Source organism: Bacillus sp. SD075 (assembly GCF_017355165.1).
Lineage (GTDB): Bacteria > Bacillota > Bacilli > Bacillales > DSM-1321 > Peribacillus.
In genome coordinates this window covers 36,417-52,602 of sequence record NZ_JADILK010000033.1, presented here as the reverse complement: position 1 = coordinate 52,602, position 16,186 = coordinate 36,417, and the positions used below count along the sequence as shown (strand labels likewise).

Here is a 16,186-nt window from a genome sequence, read left to right as displayed (position 1 = left end):
GAGCTGTCAGCAGGACAGCCATTTCTATTTATCTTTTTTCATTCTTGTTTAGTGCACTTTCGGCAATTTGCTTCTGTTCTTTTTTCACAAAAACATCATACTGAGTAGTTTCATGGCGATTTTGAAAGCTTTCGGAGCCTAAATTCATAGGCATCTTCGTTTTGAATTGTATCCCTTCCCTTTCCAATTTCGCAATCACCTTAAAATAATTTTCATTTCCGAATGCCGTATAAATACATGTCCAATATTTATAGGAAATTAGTTTGGCCGTTACTACACATGCAAACACGAAAACAAGAATTCCAATTATTATATACACCCTTTAGCTTCCTTTCATATCGGACTTTTTCGAAAAGCCATCCTGTACACTATATTCTTTGCCATACACAACATTTCCTTTTTTAGTAAAAAAAAGGAGACCCCATGTTCGGGTCTCCTTCTTCAAATCTTCATTATTTTTCCGGCACGTTACAAGAACCGTCCGTACAAGCGTCACCTGTTGCTGGATCATTCCCCATTGTAAGCGGGTTTTCCTCAGCCCATACTTTTTTAAGCGTATCCAGGAACGCTTCTGTCGGCTGGGCACCGGAGATTCCATACTTGCGGTTAATGACAAAGAATGGCACACCTGTAATACCAAGCAGGCTTCCTTCTTGCTCATTTCCCCTAACCTCTGCCGTGAATGCCGTTCCTGCCAGCATGGCTTCCGCCTCGGACCTTTCAAGACCGGCCTCTTCAGCCAAACTAGCCAATGTAGCGTGATCGCCAATATGTTTGCCTTCCGTAAAGTATGCTTTAAATAGGCGTTCATTCATTTCTTTCTCTTTACCTTTTGATTCAGCAAAATGCATCAAGCGGTGAGCATCGAACGAATTCGTTAAGACCACTTTGTCCAAATGATAATCCAGTCCCAATTCTTTGGCCTGTTGAGTCAGGTTTTGGCTGTTCGCTTCCACCTGTGCTTGAGACATGCCGTATTTCTTGGCCAGCATTTCATTTTGAGTCATATTGATATCCCGCTCAGCCTCTGGGTTCAACTCGAAACTGCGAAATGAAACCTCTACCTGATTTTTATTTTCAAACTGATTTAAGGCCTCTTCGAACCGACGCTTTCCAATATAGCAGAACGGACATTGATAATCGGACCAAATTTCCACCTTCATGTAAATACCTCCTCATTTCAAATGCAATCGCATTAAGCACATTATATAATCCTGGGTATCCTCTTGCAAGGATATTACCCTAGACACTCATTTTCAAAATGGGTGAAGTCAACTTTTTTCATGAATTCTTCCAATGTATACCCCTTTAGCAGGCGCAATGTTTCCTTTTCGGCTTCGTTCATGATTTCCTCCAATGCCGTATCCAGCTGCTTCCCGACTTCACCGCATTCGCTCGTTTCCATACAAACAAGACATTCCGGCCGTACCGCTTGATACACATCGGCCAAAGTCAGCTGAGAGGCAGGCACCTTCAAGCTATATCCTCCTTCCCGCCCTTCCTTTGTTTCGACGATCCCCGCAGCTGCGAGCTGTGCCATCACCCTTCTTAAAAAAGTGGCATGTGACTTCACCTTTAAAGCGATTGCCGAACTTGTCAGGAGCTTTTCGCTTTGTGCAAGCCAAACCAGAGAATGAATGGCAATAGCGAACCGCGGCGGTCCAATTTGATTGTTTCGATTACCTGAAGACATGATTATCCCCCTTACACCCCTATCCATAGTATGGCCATTATACTATGTTACGTTCTCCCGAACAAATGGCCCCTTTGACTTAATCGGCACAATCATATAATCTGAATAGTAAATCTTTATCACAGGAGAACTTCCATGAAGGAAAAATACCCTTATTTACTCGTCATCCTTGGGGCAATGCTGTGGGGAACGACCGGAACGGCCCAGTCATTCGCCCCTGATGGAGCCCATCCCATTGCAATAGGTGCCGTCCGCTTGGCAGTCGGCGGGGCCGCTTTATTGCTCATTGCAATCTGGAAAAAAAAATTAACGCGGTACAACTGGCCAATGAAAGAAACCATCTTAGCCACGTTAGGCATGGCCTGCTACCAGCCGCTATTTTTCATGGCTGTCAGCATGACCGGAATTGCCATCGGCACCATAATCACTCTTAGCAGCGCCCCCATCATTGCTGGATTCCTTGAATGGCTGTTCAGTAAAAAACGGCCATCATCAAGCTGGTGGATCGCCACAGGTTTATCGATTGCCGGGTGCTTACTGCTTTTTTCCAATCAAGGATCAGTTGCCATCGATCCAATAGGTGCACTGCTTGCGCTGGGGGCCGGAGCTTCCTTTACGGTATACACATTGGTTAGTAAGAGGATCTTGGATAAACAACCACCAGAAGCAACTGCAGCTGTCATCTTCAGTTTTAGCGCCCTGCTGTTGGCACCCGCATTATTCATACTGGATATCAGCTGGATCGGCACAACGAATGGGCTGGCCGTCAGCCTTCACCTTGGACTTCTTGCTACAGCAGCCGCCTACTTATTTTTTAATAAAGGGCTAATATCCGTTCCTTCATCAACAGCGGTCTCGTTATCACTCGCCGAACCGCTGACAGCCGCTCTTCTCGGTGTCTTCCTTGTTGGCGAGAGCTTGTCCCCCATGTCATGGATCGGGGTGGGATTGCTCTTATGCGGAATCATCTCTTTGACGATTTCACCAGGGCTGCGAAAAAATCCAACATTGATGAACCAGGAGCTGTCTTAAAATAAAAAAAGCCAGGATAATTCCCTGGCTTTTTTTCAACTTTCCTTACTAATGAATCAGCCTTTAAGTTTTACTAAGTAAAACAAAAACCAGACGGCATGATTTTGTTCATCGGCGGCAGCACGCCGGAACGCCTTTCTGATGGTTCTATCAGCGGCACCATCTGCGACATCCAAATAAAAATCCACTGTTTCCTGTTCATCTTGAACGGCAAATTCCAAGCCAGCTGCATAGGAGTCCGGGCAAGGTTCCGTCAATTTAGGCTGTGGCTGCACCCCGGTCAAGCTGCTGTATATCCGGGTGAATACTTGAAAATGTTTTATTTCATCTTCCCTTATTTCAATGATTTGTTTCCTCTGCTTTTCATCCGGCGCTAATGCTGCCAATTTCTCATAACATTGGATAGCACTGTACTCGCCATTTATCGCCTTTTCAAGTTGAATCAACATATCCTGCTGCCTGTTCCAATCACCTTCATACATATCATGCTCATACACGGCATAACCCCTCCCCGTTCTTTATCCCATATTGTATGAATAACGGAGAACAAGGTGCCCACCAAATGAATTCTCGCCGCCCACGTTTTCTGCCATTCGGCGGTATAAATACAAGTGGAATGGGATCTTATGATGGATTAATGGCTTTAAGGCCTTTTTACATGAAAAGGGTGTCTTCGACAGGCAAAGGCATCCTTTTGCGGGTTTTCCACTACTGCTGAATGATTTGAACATTCTCATATAAATACGCTTCTTCCGGTGCCTTTATTTTTTTCGCCTCTTTTAAATCGATCACCGGTACGGGTTCCCCTTTATAACTTCCCTTTTTTAATGTCCCTGTGATGGTATACCAATCATTTGTCTTCATTCCTTCCACATTCCCGTTGACCATATATCCGTATAACGTCGCATCGACCACACAGCAGGACATGGAGAGGCGGGAGATGGCCATTTGTCTTTTCGTAAATGTATCCTCACGGTATATGAACCCCGAAATCTCTATTTCCTTCCCCTCGATCGTATCAAGGTTGTTCAGTAAATCATCCAGTACTTCAAAATAATTATCATCGGTTACGGAGATTTTCTCCCCATTCAGATGTTTCCCTGAATCATATGGACTTATCATCTGTGCCTGCTGCTTCGCCATCCCCCTTTTCGCCAAAACTTCCCCGCTTAATGTAAAATCGGTCAAGGTGAAGCCCAGTAGGATCGGAAGGAAGAACAAACTATATTTCAGGACCAGTGCGGACGGGGAAGACTCCCCACTCGATCCGCAATCACAATGTTGTACACCCTGTTTTTGTTTTTTCATTCGGAGAAGACTGATCACTAAAAAAGCAAAAAGAGCCGCCAATGCATATGGAACCATTTTGGGTGCAATCAATTTCGTTAAATATCCCGAAACATACAATTTAAATATCATGAGTCCCAGTCCAAGCAGCAGCAATCCTTCAAGCCTTTGGATAAAAAAACGTTTCATCAGAAGCCCCCCTTACTGATCAATCCGCCTGCAATCAGGCATAGGCTGAAGACGACCGCGAAAACAAGCAGGACATACGTGACGACGAAGCTCCGTTTAAAACATGACATCATGATCAGGACATTTTTCAAATCCAGCATAGGACCAAATACAAGGAAACCAAGTATGGAGCCTGGCAGAAAACTATGGGAAAAGGAGGCGGCAACGAATGCATCAGCTGATGAACAGAGTGAAAGCACAAAGGCAATTCCCATCATCAATGCCGTGCCTTTTATTGGCGCCTGGCCAATATCGGCCATTACGGTCCGATCCATAAACACTTGAAATACACTGGCAAACAAGGCCCCGATGATAAAGTATCTGCCGACCATAAAAAATTCCTGTGAAGTATGTTCAATGAAGCTTGTCCATTTACTGGACTGAATATCATGTTCATGTCCGTGTACCCATTCCACCTTCTCCTCTTTCACCACATCTTTCGTGCTGAATATATGAATGAATAAACCTACGATTATGGCTGTCAGGACACATAGAATGATTCTTCCATATAGAATGGCCGGATTATTTTGGAACGCATAATAAGTTGACCCGAACACAATGACATTCAAAATTGGGGCTGTTACGAGCAAGACAACACCTGCATGGACCGGAATACCCTTTTGAATCAATCTTCGGACGACCGGGATGATTGCACATTCGCAAACCGGAATGATCAGCGCCGCCATTATCGCAGCAAAGATGGCCGTCAGGGGTCTTTTTGGTATCATTCGCTGAATGATTTCTTCACTGATGAACAACTGGATGAACGATGAAGCAATGGCCCCCAGGAACAAGAAAGGAATCGATTCTAAAAACAATCCCAAAAACACGACGAACACAGAGTGAAGCATCGGGTAGCTCGAGAAATCAATCGCTTTTGGAATGAATACATCACCTAGAAAAAAGAATGCCAGCAGGAAAAACAGCAGAATCAATAACAGTAAATTTCCCATGTAGCGTTTCAAAAGCATATTCACACACCTCACAAATCATAATTATTACGATTTAAGTTTAGATTCGGTCTAGTATATGCTTTTGATAGGATGGACAGAACAAGAAAAAAGAGAATGGAAGACATCCCCCCTTATTTATTTCTTCGATATAAATCCCTGTCCTTGGGCCCTTCTCCTAAAATCGTTTTCATTTCCTGACGCCGTTTCACTTGGGTGCCTCTTGTTCTGCCCTATACACGTAACGAGCCCAATCCTTGCGATACCCTGGGGTAAGTGATTGATAGAACGCAAGTACATCAGGAAAATGCTGCAAATCTTTCTCAATTTCAGAAATCATTTCTATAATCATCGACTGATTGGCTTGCTTTGGTAGATGGACGGTTACTATATTTCGAATCTTCTTTTAGTCCGACTACCGTAAAGACATCATCCATTCCAACCATACGTGCAAACTTCAGGTCACTCGAGCTCCACGATTCCTTTTAAGAATCCATATCGAATCCAAAGGCAAATATGAGATCATAGGCACTTTCATTAAGCTCTGTATCGTAATACGGAAGCTCTGTTAAATAATCCGCCCCAGCTGGCAGATTCAAGACTGCAACCCGTTCATATTTATGTAAATACAGTTTTCCGACTATTGTTTAGCCATCGCATTCACCATCCTGTTTTTGTCTATCTTCAGTTTTAAAGCTCCCTATTCGGTCCGCAACTTTTCTCTTGATGGTCTATCCACTATAAAAAGCAAAAAGATGATGTACAAACCCTCCGTCTTTTTTCATATAATCATTTCTAGGAAAATATTAACTATGCTATAATTCAAATATATACAATTCCACTGTCCCGATTCTCTTAGTTTCTTATTCCTTTTGAATGCCTGTTTACCTTTTCCGGTTCATCAGAGGAAGCCCTGGACATGCATCATATTCTTGTATTGAACGCAACATACTAAATTGGCATAAACTTAACTTTTTTGCATAGGCATGATAGGGTATCAAAGGTCCAGAAAATGGGGTCCCCGGAAGTGAAGGCCTGACATCAGCTCTGCATTTCTTCCTCAAGACAACATAAAAGCCAATCACTTTGAAGCAAGGCCTTACACATGAAACATGCTTGTTTATACAATGCAAGCCTATCTATCACGATCTTTCCCAAATAGAAACCTTCTTAATGCATAATCTCACACCCCTGCAATCATTAGACATTCATATTCCATCAATGAAAAAACATAATCCTTTTGAAATCAATACGTGCCACATCGTATCAACTTAGTTTTTTTCATTTGTCATGCAGTCGATATCCCTTTTTTCCTATATCAAAAATTCCATGATGCTTTCAAATGGAGGTGTCACAAAAGGGGGAGTTCTCATGAATTATATCGAGTATGATTTGCTTTTCGAATCAAGAAACCAGTTAATTGGGGAAATTACGGAGTTGGATGAAAAAATGCTTCACCATAGGGCTGCACCCGAATTATGGAGCATTGCCCAAATTTGCCATCATTTATATCTTACGGAACAGGTTTTTACAGAAGCTATAGCAAATGGGATTCGGGAAAGGGATTTTAATAATATCATTCAAAAGAATATTTACCTGGTTACAAATAGAACAAAGAAATTCGTATCCCCTGACATCGTTTCACCCTCTTCAACCCCCTTTCAATTATCGGGCCTTATGGATCTTCTGGCAGAATCAAGGGATCGATTATTACAAGTTCTTTATGATATGGATTCAGATATCTTGTTAAGTAGAAAGAAAGCCAAGCATCCCCTGTTCGGGGATCTTTCATTGGATCAATGGATTGAATTATTATCGTTACATGAACAGAGGCATATCAAACAGATACATGAAATAAAGTCCGCCCTTATATAAGCTTTTCATGATATCGACACCAGTAGTGAGCTGCCGGAGACAAAATTGAAATCGATTTTCAAACAAATAAAGAGACCACTTCATTCATTTTGTGGTCTTTTTTCTTTGCCTATCAAGATGATACTTTTAGTTTCCTTTTGATCTGTGTTGCGAAGATTTCAAGACAGATTGCAATTATCAGGATTAAATAAGTGATTGTGCCAATTTCACTTAGGTCAAAGTAAAATCCACTTGCCATGAACATATCGAAGCCGATTCCACCTGCACCTGCCGCTGCGCCCATTGCGACCGCCACTGCAAAATTGATTTCAAAGCGCATGAAAGTCCATGAAATGATATAAGTGATCGAAGATGGAATGATGACTTGGAACACGATCTGCCACCAATTCGCCCCACTTGCTTGCAGGGCTTCTATAGCACCTTTATCAATTTCCTCGAAAGATTCCGAGTAAGCCTTTACAAGGTAACTTATTGAGTGGAATGTCATCCCTATAACTGCCGCTACACTGCCCAACCCCGCTGCGACTGCAAAAATGAGGACCCATAACACGGTAGGAACGGCTCTAATCAGGGCAACCGATCCCTTTATGATAACCGATAATGGCTTGGACGAGATATTTCCAGCTGCCAAAAGACCCAACATCAGCGCAATGATTGCACCAAATATGGTCGTTAAGAAAGCTAAACCTAATGTTATCGAAACCTGATAAAGCGCTTGAGTAAAGGTAAAGTGCTTCAGATGCGGCTCAAAAAACATGGTCTTCAAATTGTCGACGGTCAATAATAGCGCGTCCCACAGTTTAACATCCTTATAGTCAAAACCGGAAAATGCATAAATGGTCAAAACTGCAAGTATCAGCACACTCAACCTAATCGCAATTGAAGATTTCGAGAAGGGCTTTTTAGATAGTCGTTCAAGTAGCATTTTATCTAACTCCTGGCCAGTAGGGGAAGGAAATGGTTTGATTGGACCCTCTGACTGCATTATAAAATCACCCTCCTCACATAATTTGAGATCCATTCAATACTTACTATCGAAATGATGATCGTAATGACGACAAGACTGGCAATGTCATAACTCAAGTTTTTATAATACAGGTTAAACGTAAAACCTATTCCCGATCCTGTAAGCAGTCCGACCAATGTAGCATTCCTGATATTCGTTTCAATCATGAAAAGTACCCAGCTGATCATTTGCGGAATGGTTGAAGGAATAACAGACTGAGAAATGACGGTTAGATAACTTGCGCCGGTCGTCTGCAAAGCTTCTACGGAACTGCAGCTCACTTCATCGATCGTTTCCATAAAAGCTCTTGTTAAAAAACCGAAAGATCCGAAAAACAAGGCAAAATAACCGGTCAAGGAACTTTGTCCAAATGAAAATAACAGAACCAATGCCCATATCGAGACATCAATATTCCTAAATAAAACGGCTATCCCACGGCTAAAGCCTCCGAAACCTGCATGGACTCTGGTTGTATTGGAGCCCAATATTGCAAATACAAAGGCCAATATTCCCGCGAATGTCGTTGCAGCCACGGATATTAATAGTGTTTCTTTCAGTTTTGTCAAAATGTCTGGAAGTTTGGTAAGCGATTCCTTTGTTGGATAAAAATTCGATAACGACCATTGTATGGCCTTAGGAACAGAGGTAACCCCTTTTGCGATGCTGAATTCTGTAATGATAATGGAAACAGCCGTCGCAGCCCCAATAAGCAAGAACAATACAAGTGAGTTTCTTCTCTTTTTTGCAAAAACATCAGCCGACATGGGAACCTCCTAAATCAAAAATCAACTTTCCATCATCTGATCCATAAATCTGATGCATATCCTTTGAGGTTATATTTTGAGTTGTGCCATTGAAAACAACCTTGCCACCATTCACACCGATGATTCGATCCGAATATTTCAGGGCAACATCGACTTGATGCAGGTTGACTACTACTGTGATTCCCATGGAAGTGCAGATATTCCTTAAATGATCCATGATCACTTTCGAAGAATTCGGATCAAGAGAGGCAATCGGTTCATCGCACAATAGCAATTTAGGATTTTGGATAAGAGCACGCGCAATGCCAACCCGCTGTTTCTGGCCTCCGCTCAACTGATCGGACCTTTTATAGATTTGATCTTCCAGACCGAGAATTTGGAGAACTTTAGCAGCCTGAAGCTTCTCCTCTTCACTATAAAGGCCAAGGATTCCAGCCATTGTGGATTTATAGCCTAATCGTCCATGCAGGGTATTTTCAATTACACTTATTCGATTTACAAGATTGTAATGTTGAAACACCATCCCTATTTTTCTGCGTATCTTCTTTAACTCCCTTTTATTCACCTTGTATACATGATCATTATCAAAAATGATTTCTCCGCTAGAAGCATCGATCATCCTATTGATGCATCGAAGAAGAGTTGATTTCCCTGCTCCAGATGGCCCTATTATAGAAACGAACTCTCCTTCTTTCACCGTGAAGTCAATATTGGATAACGCCTTTGTACCATTTCCAAAATGTTTTGAGACATTTTTCACTTCCAATAATGTTTTCATGTATGATCCCCCTACAATTAACTGCCTTTATTTAGATAATTCCCGAATTGGATTGAACCAGTCATCCTCAACTTTGACCAATCTTTCTTTTCCGCTCACCCGTTTAAATAGACCAGATAACTTAGAGTCTTCTGGTACAAATACTTTCTCGTTATTTGCTATTTCATCAGACATCAGCGTTTCAAGAATTTTTTCACGTGTGCCCTCACTGACTAATTCGGTGTTAATAACGAAAGGTGCATTCAAAACTGGAGTCACTGAAATGAGTGAGAATGTCTCATCTACAACTGTGTTGAAGGGTTCAGCTGCATCCTTCTTGACCTTATACACGGCACCTGCTTTATTCTCTTCCCCATCAGCCAGTTCCACATAATTATTGACACATGTGTCACAAAAAGCTGCCACTTCCGCTTTCCCGGTTAATAGATTTACAGCGGATCCCTGGTGTGAGCCTCCGTAAAGCACTTCACTGAAGAATTTGCCTTTCCCGCCTTCCAATAGATCATCTGCCTTTAATTCCTTATACTTATCTTGCTGCGAAAAATAGTCAACGATTCCTGTGGAAGGAACTTTGAAGCCAGATGTAGAGCTATTTGATACGAAAGAGAACTTTTTCCCTTGGATACCGTCTATCTTATATTCGCCGTTAATTTTATAGTCATCTGCATTTTGAACAGCCAGCCAGCTATTATAGACTGCATCATCCAACGTACCTGATTCACCGCTAGGAACAACCAGAGGTTGAACACTATCGTTTTTGTTGTTTGCTTCAATATACCCTTGTGCCCCCAGGAATGCTAAATCTGCGTTTCCATTAGCCATTGCCTCGATTGCAATGTTATAATCCGTAGTTGTCTTATGTTCGACTTCCTTTCCTGTGGCATCCCCTATGATTTTCCCGATTTCATCGCGTGCTTCCCCTAAATCTTCCCCGGATTCATTTGGCAGCCATGCTATGGTTAATGTATCATCTTCATTTGCACCTGTTGAACTATTAGAAGAACAACCTGTAAACACCAGCAAAATAACTAACATCAATATGGACAGCAGCGATTTTTTCACGTTTTAATCTCCCCTCCGATTTAAAAGGTCTTTCTCATTTCAGTCACTTTCCCTATAACAATACCGGTCCAATACTAACCTGCCGTTAAGGAAGCTGAATATTCAGTGAAATTCATGTGAATCCATTGTTAAATTTTTTGAATAGCTTGAGTAAAACACCCATTCTGAATGCTATATTCTTTATTTACTAACCGATTCATGAAATCCAAGTCATGAAAAATGCCCAGCATTGTCGTTCCCTCGTTCATAAGCTGTTCAAGCAGGGTCTTCACCTTCACTTTAGATTGGTGATCCAAACTTGCTGTCGGTTCATCCAAAAGGAGGAGCCGCGGCCTTTTCACCATTGCTCTTGCTATATTTAACCTTAGCTTCTCTCCTCCTGAAAAAGTAACAGGGTAACTATCCCATAGCTCTTTTCCTATCTCAAAGTGGTCGAGGATTTTTTCTGTTTCGATATTGGCCATTTCCTTGGTTTGTCCCATTTCAAGAATGGCCCCGGTTACGAGCTGCCTTGCTGTAGTTCTTGGCATGACATTTAAAAATTGGGATACATAGCCTATCTCATGCTTACGTAAGTAAATCATTTCCCTTTCTGTAGCTTTCGCTAGATTAATCGCACCATAGTGGGAAGACTCATACCAGATGTCTCCTTCTTGAATCCGATAGGTACCATAAATCGATTTTAGGATCGTTGATTTTCCGCTGCCGCTCTTGCCTGTAATGCCAATAAATTCACCTTCTTTCACTGAGATCGTAATGTTGCTGACCGCATGGATATTCTTGCGTTGATTATGTAAAATAAAAGACTTGGATAAATCATTGATTTTCAATAAGTTCCCCATTTTGCCACCTGCTCTCTAAAATTCATATCCTGTAATTCGTTTTTTGAATCAACTTTCCATCAACAATCACAGTCGTTATGACAGGGAAATCACCAGAAATTTTTTCAATAATAAGGATGTCTGCCTTTTTCCCTTCGTGAATCGATCCAATTTCTTCCTCCATCTTGACTGCCTTTGCGGGATTAATCGTAACCAGCTTAAACATATCGATAAGATCCATTCCATGGGTCTCGACTAATTCAAACATGGAATGCAGAAGAGCTGCAGGGTAATAATCACTGCATAATATGTCTATGCTTCCATCCTGAATGGCTTCAGAGGCACTTAAGTTCCCGCTGTGGGAACCTCCCAAAAGCACATTTGGTGCACCCGCTATGGTATACATCCCCATATCATGGGCCTTACGGGCAATCTCGAGGGTGATAGGAAATTCACTTATACTCGTTCCAAAGCTGTCAACCAATTCAAGCTTCTCTATTGAATCATCATCATGCGAGGCTACGGCAATATTATTTTCTCTTGCTAGCAGTGCAATTTCCTTCATTCTTTCAATCGTCAGCTTTTCTTTCACTTGATGAGTCCGGATCATCACATCAATGGCTTCATCGCTATAATCGTTATACCCCCTTAAAGTGTTTCGATAGATCTCTAAATGCCGATACTGCCCTTGTCCTGGAGTGTGGTCCATGAATGAGACCAGATGCACTTTCTTTTCCGAAACATATTCTTTTAAACGATCGATATCCTCCAAATTATCGATTTCATAACGGGCATGAAACCGATGGCGTACCAGGTGCTTCATCTTATGTGTTTGATCAATTAAGTCAATAAGCTTCCTTACATTCTCAGGCTCCCGAATTGGCTTATATGCGTATTCAGTGGATTTATAGAGTGATAGGGAGTGAAACATGGTCGTAATCCCGTGCGTAATCAGTTCCTTTTCCGTTTCTCTTAAGCTCAAATGAAAATTCATTAAAGAAGTCGGACGCGGCGCAGTCATATGTTCAATATAATCCGAATGGAGATCAATAAAACCAGGTGAAACATATCCACCTAAAGCGTCCAGCACTTCCATCTCAGGAATCGATTCGATTTCTCCCACAGGTGCAATGCGGCAAATTCTATCATCCTTGATTAAGAGATCATGGTCCATCAGGATCGAGTCTTCCGTTATTATTTTCCCATTTTTAATCAGCAGCAATGTCTCTTCCCCCATTTTCCTTTAGTTTCTTTTACAGCAGCGAGTGTACTAATTGCTGGGTATAAGGATGCTGTGGATCTTCGAGTATTTGATCTGTCAAACCCTGCTCAATCAGTTTCCCCTCCAGCATAACGAGCGTACGGTCCGCAAGCATTCGGATTACGCCCAAATCATGGGATACCAATACTATGCTAATATTCAAATCTCTTTGAAGACCTTTAATTAAATCCAATACACTTGCTTGAACTGATAAATCTAAACCTGTGGTGACCTCATCCAAAAGCAGTATGGGGGGATTGTTGGACAATGCTTTGGCTATCTGGACCCTTTGCTGCATTCCGCCTGAGAAATTCCTTGGTTCTTCCTTCATTCGATGAATGGGAATATTGACTGCTTTAAGGAGCTCGGCCCCTCTTGTTTCCATGCTGCCAACATGTCTGTTCCCAGCTGAAATTAACTTCTCAGCAATATTGCCTATCGAGGAGAAATCCATTTTCAACCCTAGAATCGGGTTTTGATAAACCTTCCCCATCAGGTGGTTTCGAACGAATCTTTTTTTCTGGGCAGACTCCATGAATAAATTCTTTTTTCCATCCTCAAAGCCAGCCACATACAGTTCTCCATCGGTTACTTCTTCGTCAAAATATAAACTTTTCATTAAAGTGGACTTGCCGCTGCCGCTTTCCCCTACAATTCCGAGAACTTCACCGTGATACAAATCGAATGTCACATCTCTACAGGCATATACCGTCCCGCATTCGTGACAAAAGTTTTTCGTCACTTTTCCTAATTTCATATGTTTGCATGTCGAACATCCGTTACCATACTGTTTGTTCATTTGTTTAACTGATAATACTGGTACCTCATGCACAGACATTTATTTCACTCCCAATGGTTGTTTTTGATTGACCATTTCAAGGCAATTGCTTGTATCATTGCATTGGAAATATGTTTCCCCTGATTCCTCATCGACAAGTTCGTCCAAAAACACATCATTGGAACCGCAGAGAATGCAAGCATGATTTGTAAAGGACTCGATTTCAAATTCATAATCATCAAATGCCAAAGATGATACATTTGTATATGGAGGCACTGCATATACCTTTTTCTCCCTACCTGCACCTAACAAAATGAGCGCCTCACTATCGTCCAGCTTGGCATTATCGAATCTTGGTATGGGACTTGGTGCCATGACATACCTGTCGTGAACCATTACCGGGTGATCTGCATCCGTCGCCATTATTCCGTACTTCATTATTTGTTCAAATAACATTAGCCATGCTCCGCCATACTCTCTCTCAGCATGAAGCTTTTTCGTTTCATGTTCGCTCGGCTCAAAATTCCTTAAAGGTTCCGGTAATGGAACTTGAAGGATTAAAATCTGGTCTCGTTGTAACGGCACTTCAGGCACCCTGTGTCTTGACTGGATTAAAGAGGCATCTTTTGTGCTATCCGTTATCCTTACCCCAGTGGTGTCAGATACGAGTTTTTTTATGTTAACGGCATTAACGGATTCATCCGAACCTTGGTCGATCACCTTAAGGACGTCATCCTTTCCGATCAATGACAATGTCAACTGCAGGCCGCCTGTACCCCAACCGCGCCCAATCGGCATTTCCCTTGAAGCGAATGGGACTTGATAACCGGGAATGGCAATTGCCTTCAGTGTTGCCCTTCTAATTTCCCGTTTCGACCCTTCATCAAAGAATGCAAAATTATAGGTTTTATTCATGCAACCCAACCTCCTGCTCTGTGTTCTTATCTTTCGACTTCCGAATGCTATCAAGCTTGGATTGGAACGTAACATAATGAGGCATCTTCAAATGGGAGATGAAACCCGTTGATTCCACTGAATCTATATGATAAAGAACGAATTCCTCGTCGTGACTTGGAAACTCCTTGTTGGGTTTTTCCAGGCAATTATCCAAGATGCCCATTGCGATTGCCTTTGTTTCATTTTGTCCCATGCACATGCCAAAACCAACTTCAAACTCTATTTCTTTATTGCCTTGTTCTTTCTCTACCGTAAGCGGAATGAGCATCTCTACCTCCGTCGCTGTGAAGTCCCCCATATAATAGCTATCTTCCTCTTGCCCTTCGTCCAGCAGCGGGTGATCGAGATGGACGGGCAGCTGACCTACGCGTAGCTCTCCTACTGTCGGGTGCAGTGCACCATATCCACGAATGACTGCATAAGCAAGTGAAGTCACTGCACCGGTTTGGCCTCTTGTTAAAATTTGCAGGCGTTCACTCCGCATTGAAGGAAACTCCAGGCTTTTCCTTGTGACATCCCCAGGCTGCAAATCATTATTTTCACAGCTTGCTAATAAGCCTTCACTTCTTAAGTAATCCAAAACTTTAGGTAGAGAGTTTAAATCAGACATATGGCTCTGATATTCTGTTGAACGATTTTCTTCTTGAAAAGCACGTAACCAATCTTGAAGGCTTATATCCGATTCATTTTCCAACTCCGAATCTAGTAACCGATGTGTATAATCAGTCGTAGCACCTAAAATCTGTCCGCCCGGTACATCCTTAAAACTAGCTGAAATCCGCCGTTCCACTTTCATATTTTCAGAACTGATCACTCGTGAAACATGTTTTCGCGGCAAAGTGGATCGATAGGCTCTCAAGAGGAAAACAGCTTCTTCCGGATTGCCTTCAGCCTGTTTGATGGCAAGTGCAGCCAGTGATTGATCATACAAACTGCTTTCTGACATAACCTGATCAATCAACCCCCTCATCCCAGCTTCTATCTTATGCAGCTCTATAGCCGTCCCATTTTTGACCCGTTCATACTTTAAGCGTTTGATGGATTCCTCAATCGCCTTTGTTCCGCCCTTTACTGCAACATATCCCATATAATCTCACCACCATTTTCTTTGATTTGAGTCGTTCTCGGTAAAGCGATTAAACGATCCTGTTGATCCACAAAATACATATCGATTCCTAACGGGAATTCTATGTTTTTTTCGTTCCTTGCACCCAGCCAGGCTGATACATTCGGAAGGCTTATGAATGATGGCTGTTGAATTCCTGGTCCTGAAAGGATCATGGAGTCCCCTTTCGTTACATCCGGTACTTCCAGAATGACCATTGCCGATTCATGAGGGTTCAACAGATTTCCTACCTTTGCTTTATTCAAGGCTTCTTTCATTTGCTCGACGGAGGCATCATGTAAAATAAAGATAAAATCCGCTTCCGGCAAATCGACAGGCTTTGAATAAGTAAGCTGATTAATCATCATTGACACCGCCTCCTCCTCCTTTGCAATGACCTTAAAAGTCACTTCAGGGTCAAGTACAGTAAGTGCAAGCAGGATAGTAGAAGATAAGCATTCCATTTGAACATCCAAAGTCTTTGCTTCCCTCTCCAAAACCATTAAAGTTCCAGGTCTTGAAGTCGCCGTTACAAGCTTTCTATATACGGTTTGTATATCATGAACTACATCCAAATTCATTGCTTTCC

Annotated in this window: 19 protein-coding genes and 1 pseudogene; 3 read left to right on the top strand and 17 right to left on the bottom strand. The window is 42.1% G+C overall.

The window, feature by feature from the left end:
- Positions 1 to 28: 28 nt before the first annotated feature.
- The 3 genes from IOC57_RS18725 to IOC57_RS18715 all read right to left on the bottom strand — a co-directional run bounded on the left by IOC57_RS18725 (position 29) and on the right by IOC57_RS18715 (position 1,693).
- Positions 29 to 319, bottom strand: a complete 291-nt coding sequence (locus tag IOC57_RS18725; protein ID WP_207440105.1) for a hypothetical protein — start codon at positions 317 to 319, stop codon at positions 29 to 31.
- Between the two features lie 133 nt (positions 320 to 452).
- Positions 453 to 1,163, bottom strand: a complete 711-nt coding sequence (locus IOC57_RS18720; RefSeq protein ID WP_207440104.1) for a DsbA family oxidoreductase — start codon at positions 1,161 to 1,163, stop codon at positions 453 to 455.
- Positions 1,164 to 1,237: 74 nt separating this feature from the next.
- Positions 1,238 to 1,693, bottom strand: a complete 456-nt coding sequence (locus tag IOC57_RS18715; RefSeq protein WP_207440103.1) for an RrF2 family transcriptional regulator — start codon at positions 1,691 to 1,693, stop codon at positions 1,238 to 1,240.
- A 135-nt stretch (positions 1,694 to 1,828) separates the two neighbouring features.
- Between IOC57_RS18715 and IOC57_RS18710 the strand changes: the two genes are divergently transcribed.
- Positions 1,829 to 2,725 carry an EamA family transporter gene (locus IOC57_RS18710; protein ID WP_207440102.1) on the top strand — a complete coding sequence of 299 codons (897 nt, stop codon included), beginning with the start codon at positions 1,829 to 1,831 and terminating at the stop codon, positions 2,723 to 2,725.
- Between the two features lie 56 nt (positions 2,726 to 2,781).
- Here IOC57_RS18710 and IOC57_RS18705 read toward each other — a convergent pair whose 3' ends face one another.
- On the bottom strand, positions 2,782 to 3,207 hold the full coding sequence (locus IOC57_RS18705; RefSeq protein ID WP_207440109.1) for a ferritin-like domain-containing protein: 426 nt from the start codon (positions 3,205 to 3,207) through the stop codon (positions 2,782 to 2,784).
- A gap of 104 nt (positions 3,208 to 3,311) precedes the next feature.
- On the opposite strand from IOC57_RS18705, the pseudogene IOC57_RS26560 reads away from it, so the two are divergent.
- Positions 3,312 to 3,466 (top strand): annotated as a pseudogene (locus IOC57_RS26560) (hypothetical protein); the annotation flags it as partial.
- Here IOC57_RS26560 and IOC57_RS18700 read toward each other — a convergent pair.
- The 3 genes from IOC57_RS18700 to IOC57_RS26035 all read right to left on the bottom strand — a co-directional run bounded on the left by IOC57_RS18700 (position 3,434) and on the right by IOC57_RS26035 (position 5,530).
- The gene (locus IOC57_RS18700) at positions 3,434 to 4,201 is read right to left on the bottom strand and encodes a TIGR03943 family putative permease subunit (RefSeq protein WP_207440101.1); all 768 of its coding nucleotides are present in this window, start codon (positions 4,199 to 4,201) and stop codon (positions 3,434 to 3,436) included. The pseudogene IOC57_RS26560 and the gene IOC57_RS18700 overlap by 33 nt on opposite strands.
- Complete coding sequence (locus IOC57_RS18695) at positions 4,201 to 5,211, bottom strand: permease (RefSeq protein WP_207440100.1); 1,011 nt, start codon at positions 5,209 to 5,211, stop codon at positions 4,201 to 4,203. Before IOC57_RS18695 ends, IOC57_RS18700 begins: the two co-directional genes overlap by 1 nt.
- A gap of 187 nt (positions 5,212 to 5,398) precedes the next feature.
- A complete protein-coding gene (locus tag IOC57_RS26035) occupies positions 5,399 to 5,530 on the bottom strand; it encodes a YdeI/OmpD-associated family protein (RefSeq protein ID WP_286185003.1) in 132 nt (43 codons plus the stop codon).
- 1,031 nt (positions 5,531 to 6,561) lie between these two features.
- Here IOC57_RS26035 and IOC57_RS18685 point away from each other — a divergent pair.
- Positions 6,562 to 7,065 (top strand): DinB family protein, encoded by a 504-nt coding sequence (locus IOC57_RS18685; RefSeq protein WP_207440099.1) that lies wholly within the window; start codon positions 6,562 to 6,564, stop codon positions 7,063 to 7,065.
- A 112-nt stretch (positions 7,066 to 7,177) separates the two neighbouring features.
- Here the strand turns inward: IOC57_RS18685 and IOC57_RS18680 are convergent, their stop codons facing one another.
- From IOC57_RS18680 to phnH, 10 genes are all read right to left on the bottom strand, one after another.
- Positions 7,178 to 8,050 carry a PhnE/PtxC family ABC transporter permease gene (locus IOC57_RS18680; RefSeq protein ID WP_207440098.1) on the bottom strand — a complete coding sequence of 291 codons (873 nt, stop codon included), beginning with the start codon at positions 8,048 to 8,050 and terminating at the stop codon, positions 7,178 to 7,180.
- Entirely contained in the window at positions 8,050 to 8,835 is a 786-nt protein-coding gene (locus tag IOC57_RS18675; protein ID WP_207440097.1) for a PhnE/PtxC family ABC transporter permease, read from the bottom strand. Before IOC57_RS18675 ends, IOC57_RS18680 begins: the two co-directional genes overlap by 1 nt.
- On the bottom strand, positions 8,825 to 9,613 hold the full coding sequence (phnC, locus tag IOC57_RS18670) for a phosphonate ABC transporter ATP-binding protein (protein WP_207440096.1): 789 nt from the start codon (positions 9,611 to 9,613) through the stop codon (positions 8,825 to 8,827). Before phnC ends, IOC57_RS18675 begins: the two co-directional genes overlap by 11 nt.
- 27 nt (positions 9,614 to 9,640) lie before the next feature.
- Positions 9,641 to 10,675, bottom strand: coding sequence for a PhnD/SsuA/transferrin family substrate-binding protein (locus IOC57_RS18665; RefSeq protein WP_207440095.1), 1,035 nt, complete (start codon positions 10,673 to 10,675; stop codon positions 9,641 to 9,643).
- Positions 10,676 to 10,803: 128 nt separating this feature from the next.
- Complete coding sequence (locus tag IOC57_RS18660; protein WP_207440094.1) at positions 10,804 to 11,517, bottom strand: phosphonate C-P lyase system protein PhnL; 714 nt, start codon at positions 11,515 to 11,517, stop codon at positions 10,804 to 10,806.
- Positions 11,518 to 11,539: 22 nt separating this feature from the next.
- Positions 11,540 to 12,718 carry a phosphonate metabolism protein PhnM gene (gene phnM / locus IOC57_RS18655; RefSeq protein WP_207440093.1) on the bottom strand — a complete coding sequence of 393 codons (1,179 nt, stop codon included), beginning with the start codon at positions 12,716 to 12,718 and terminating at the stop codon, positions 11,540 to 11,542.
- 31 nt (positions 12,719 to 12,749) lie between these two features.
- Positions 12,750 to 13,595, bottom strand: coding sequence for an ATP-binding cassette domain-containing protein (locus tag IOC57_RS18650; RefSeq protein WP_207440092.1), 846 nt, complete (start codon positions 13,593 to 13,595; stop codon positions 12,750 to 12,752).
- Positions 13,596 to 14,450 (bottom strand): alpha-D-ribose 1-methylphosphonate 5-phosphate C-P-lyase PhnJ, encoded by an 855-nt coding sequence (locus tag IOC57_RS18645; protein ID WP_207440091.1) that lies wholly within the window; start codon positions 14,448 to 14,450, stop codon positions 13,596 to 13,598.
- Entirely contained in the window at positions 14,443 to 15,579 is a 1,137-nt protein-coding gene (locus IOC57_RS18640) for a carbon-phosphorus lyase complex subunit PhnI (protein ID WP_207440090.1), read from the bottom strand. Before IOC57_RS18640 ends, IOC57_RS18645 begins: the two co-directional genes overlap by 8 nt.
- The gene (gene phnH / locus IOC57_RS18635; protein WP_207440089.1) at positions 15,561 to 16,178 is read right to left on the bottom strand and encodes a phosphonate C-P lyase system protein PhnH; all 618 of its coding nucleotides are present in this window, start codon (positions 16,176 to 16,178) and stop codon (positions 15,561 to 15,563) included. The genes IOC57_RS18640 and phnH overlap by 19 nt, the downstream gene beginning before the upstream one ends.
- Between the last annotated feature and the right edge of the window lie 8 nt (positions 16,179 to 16,186).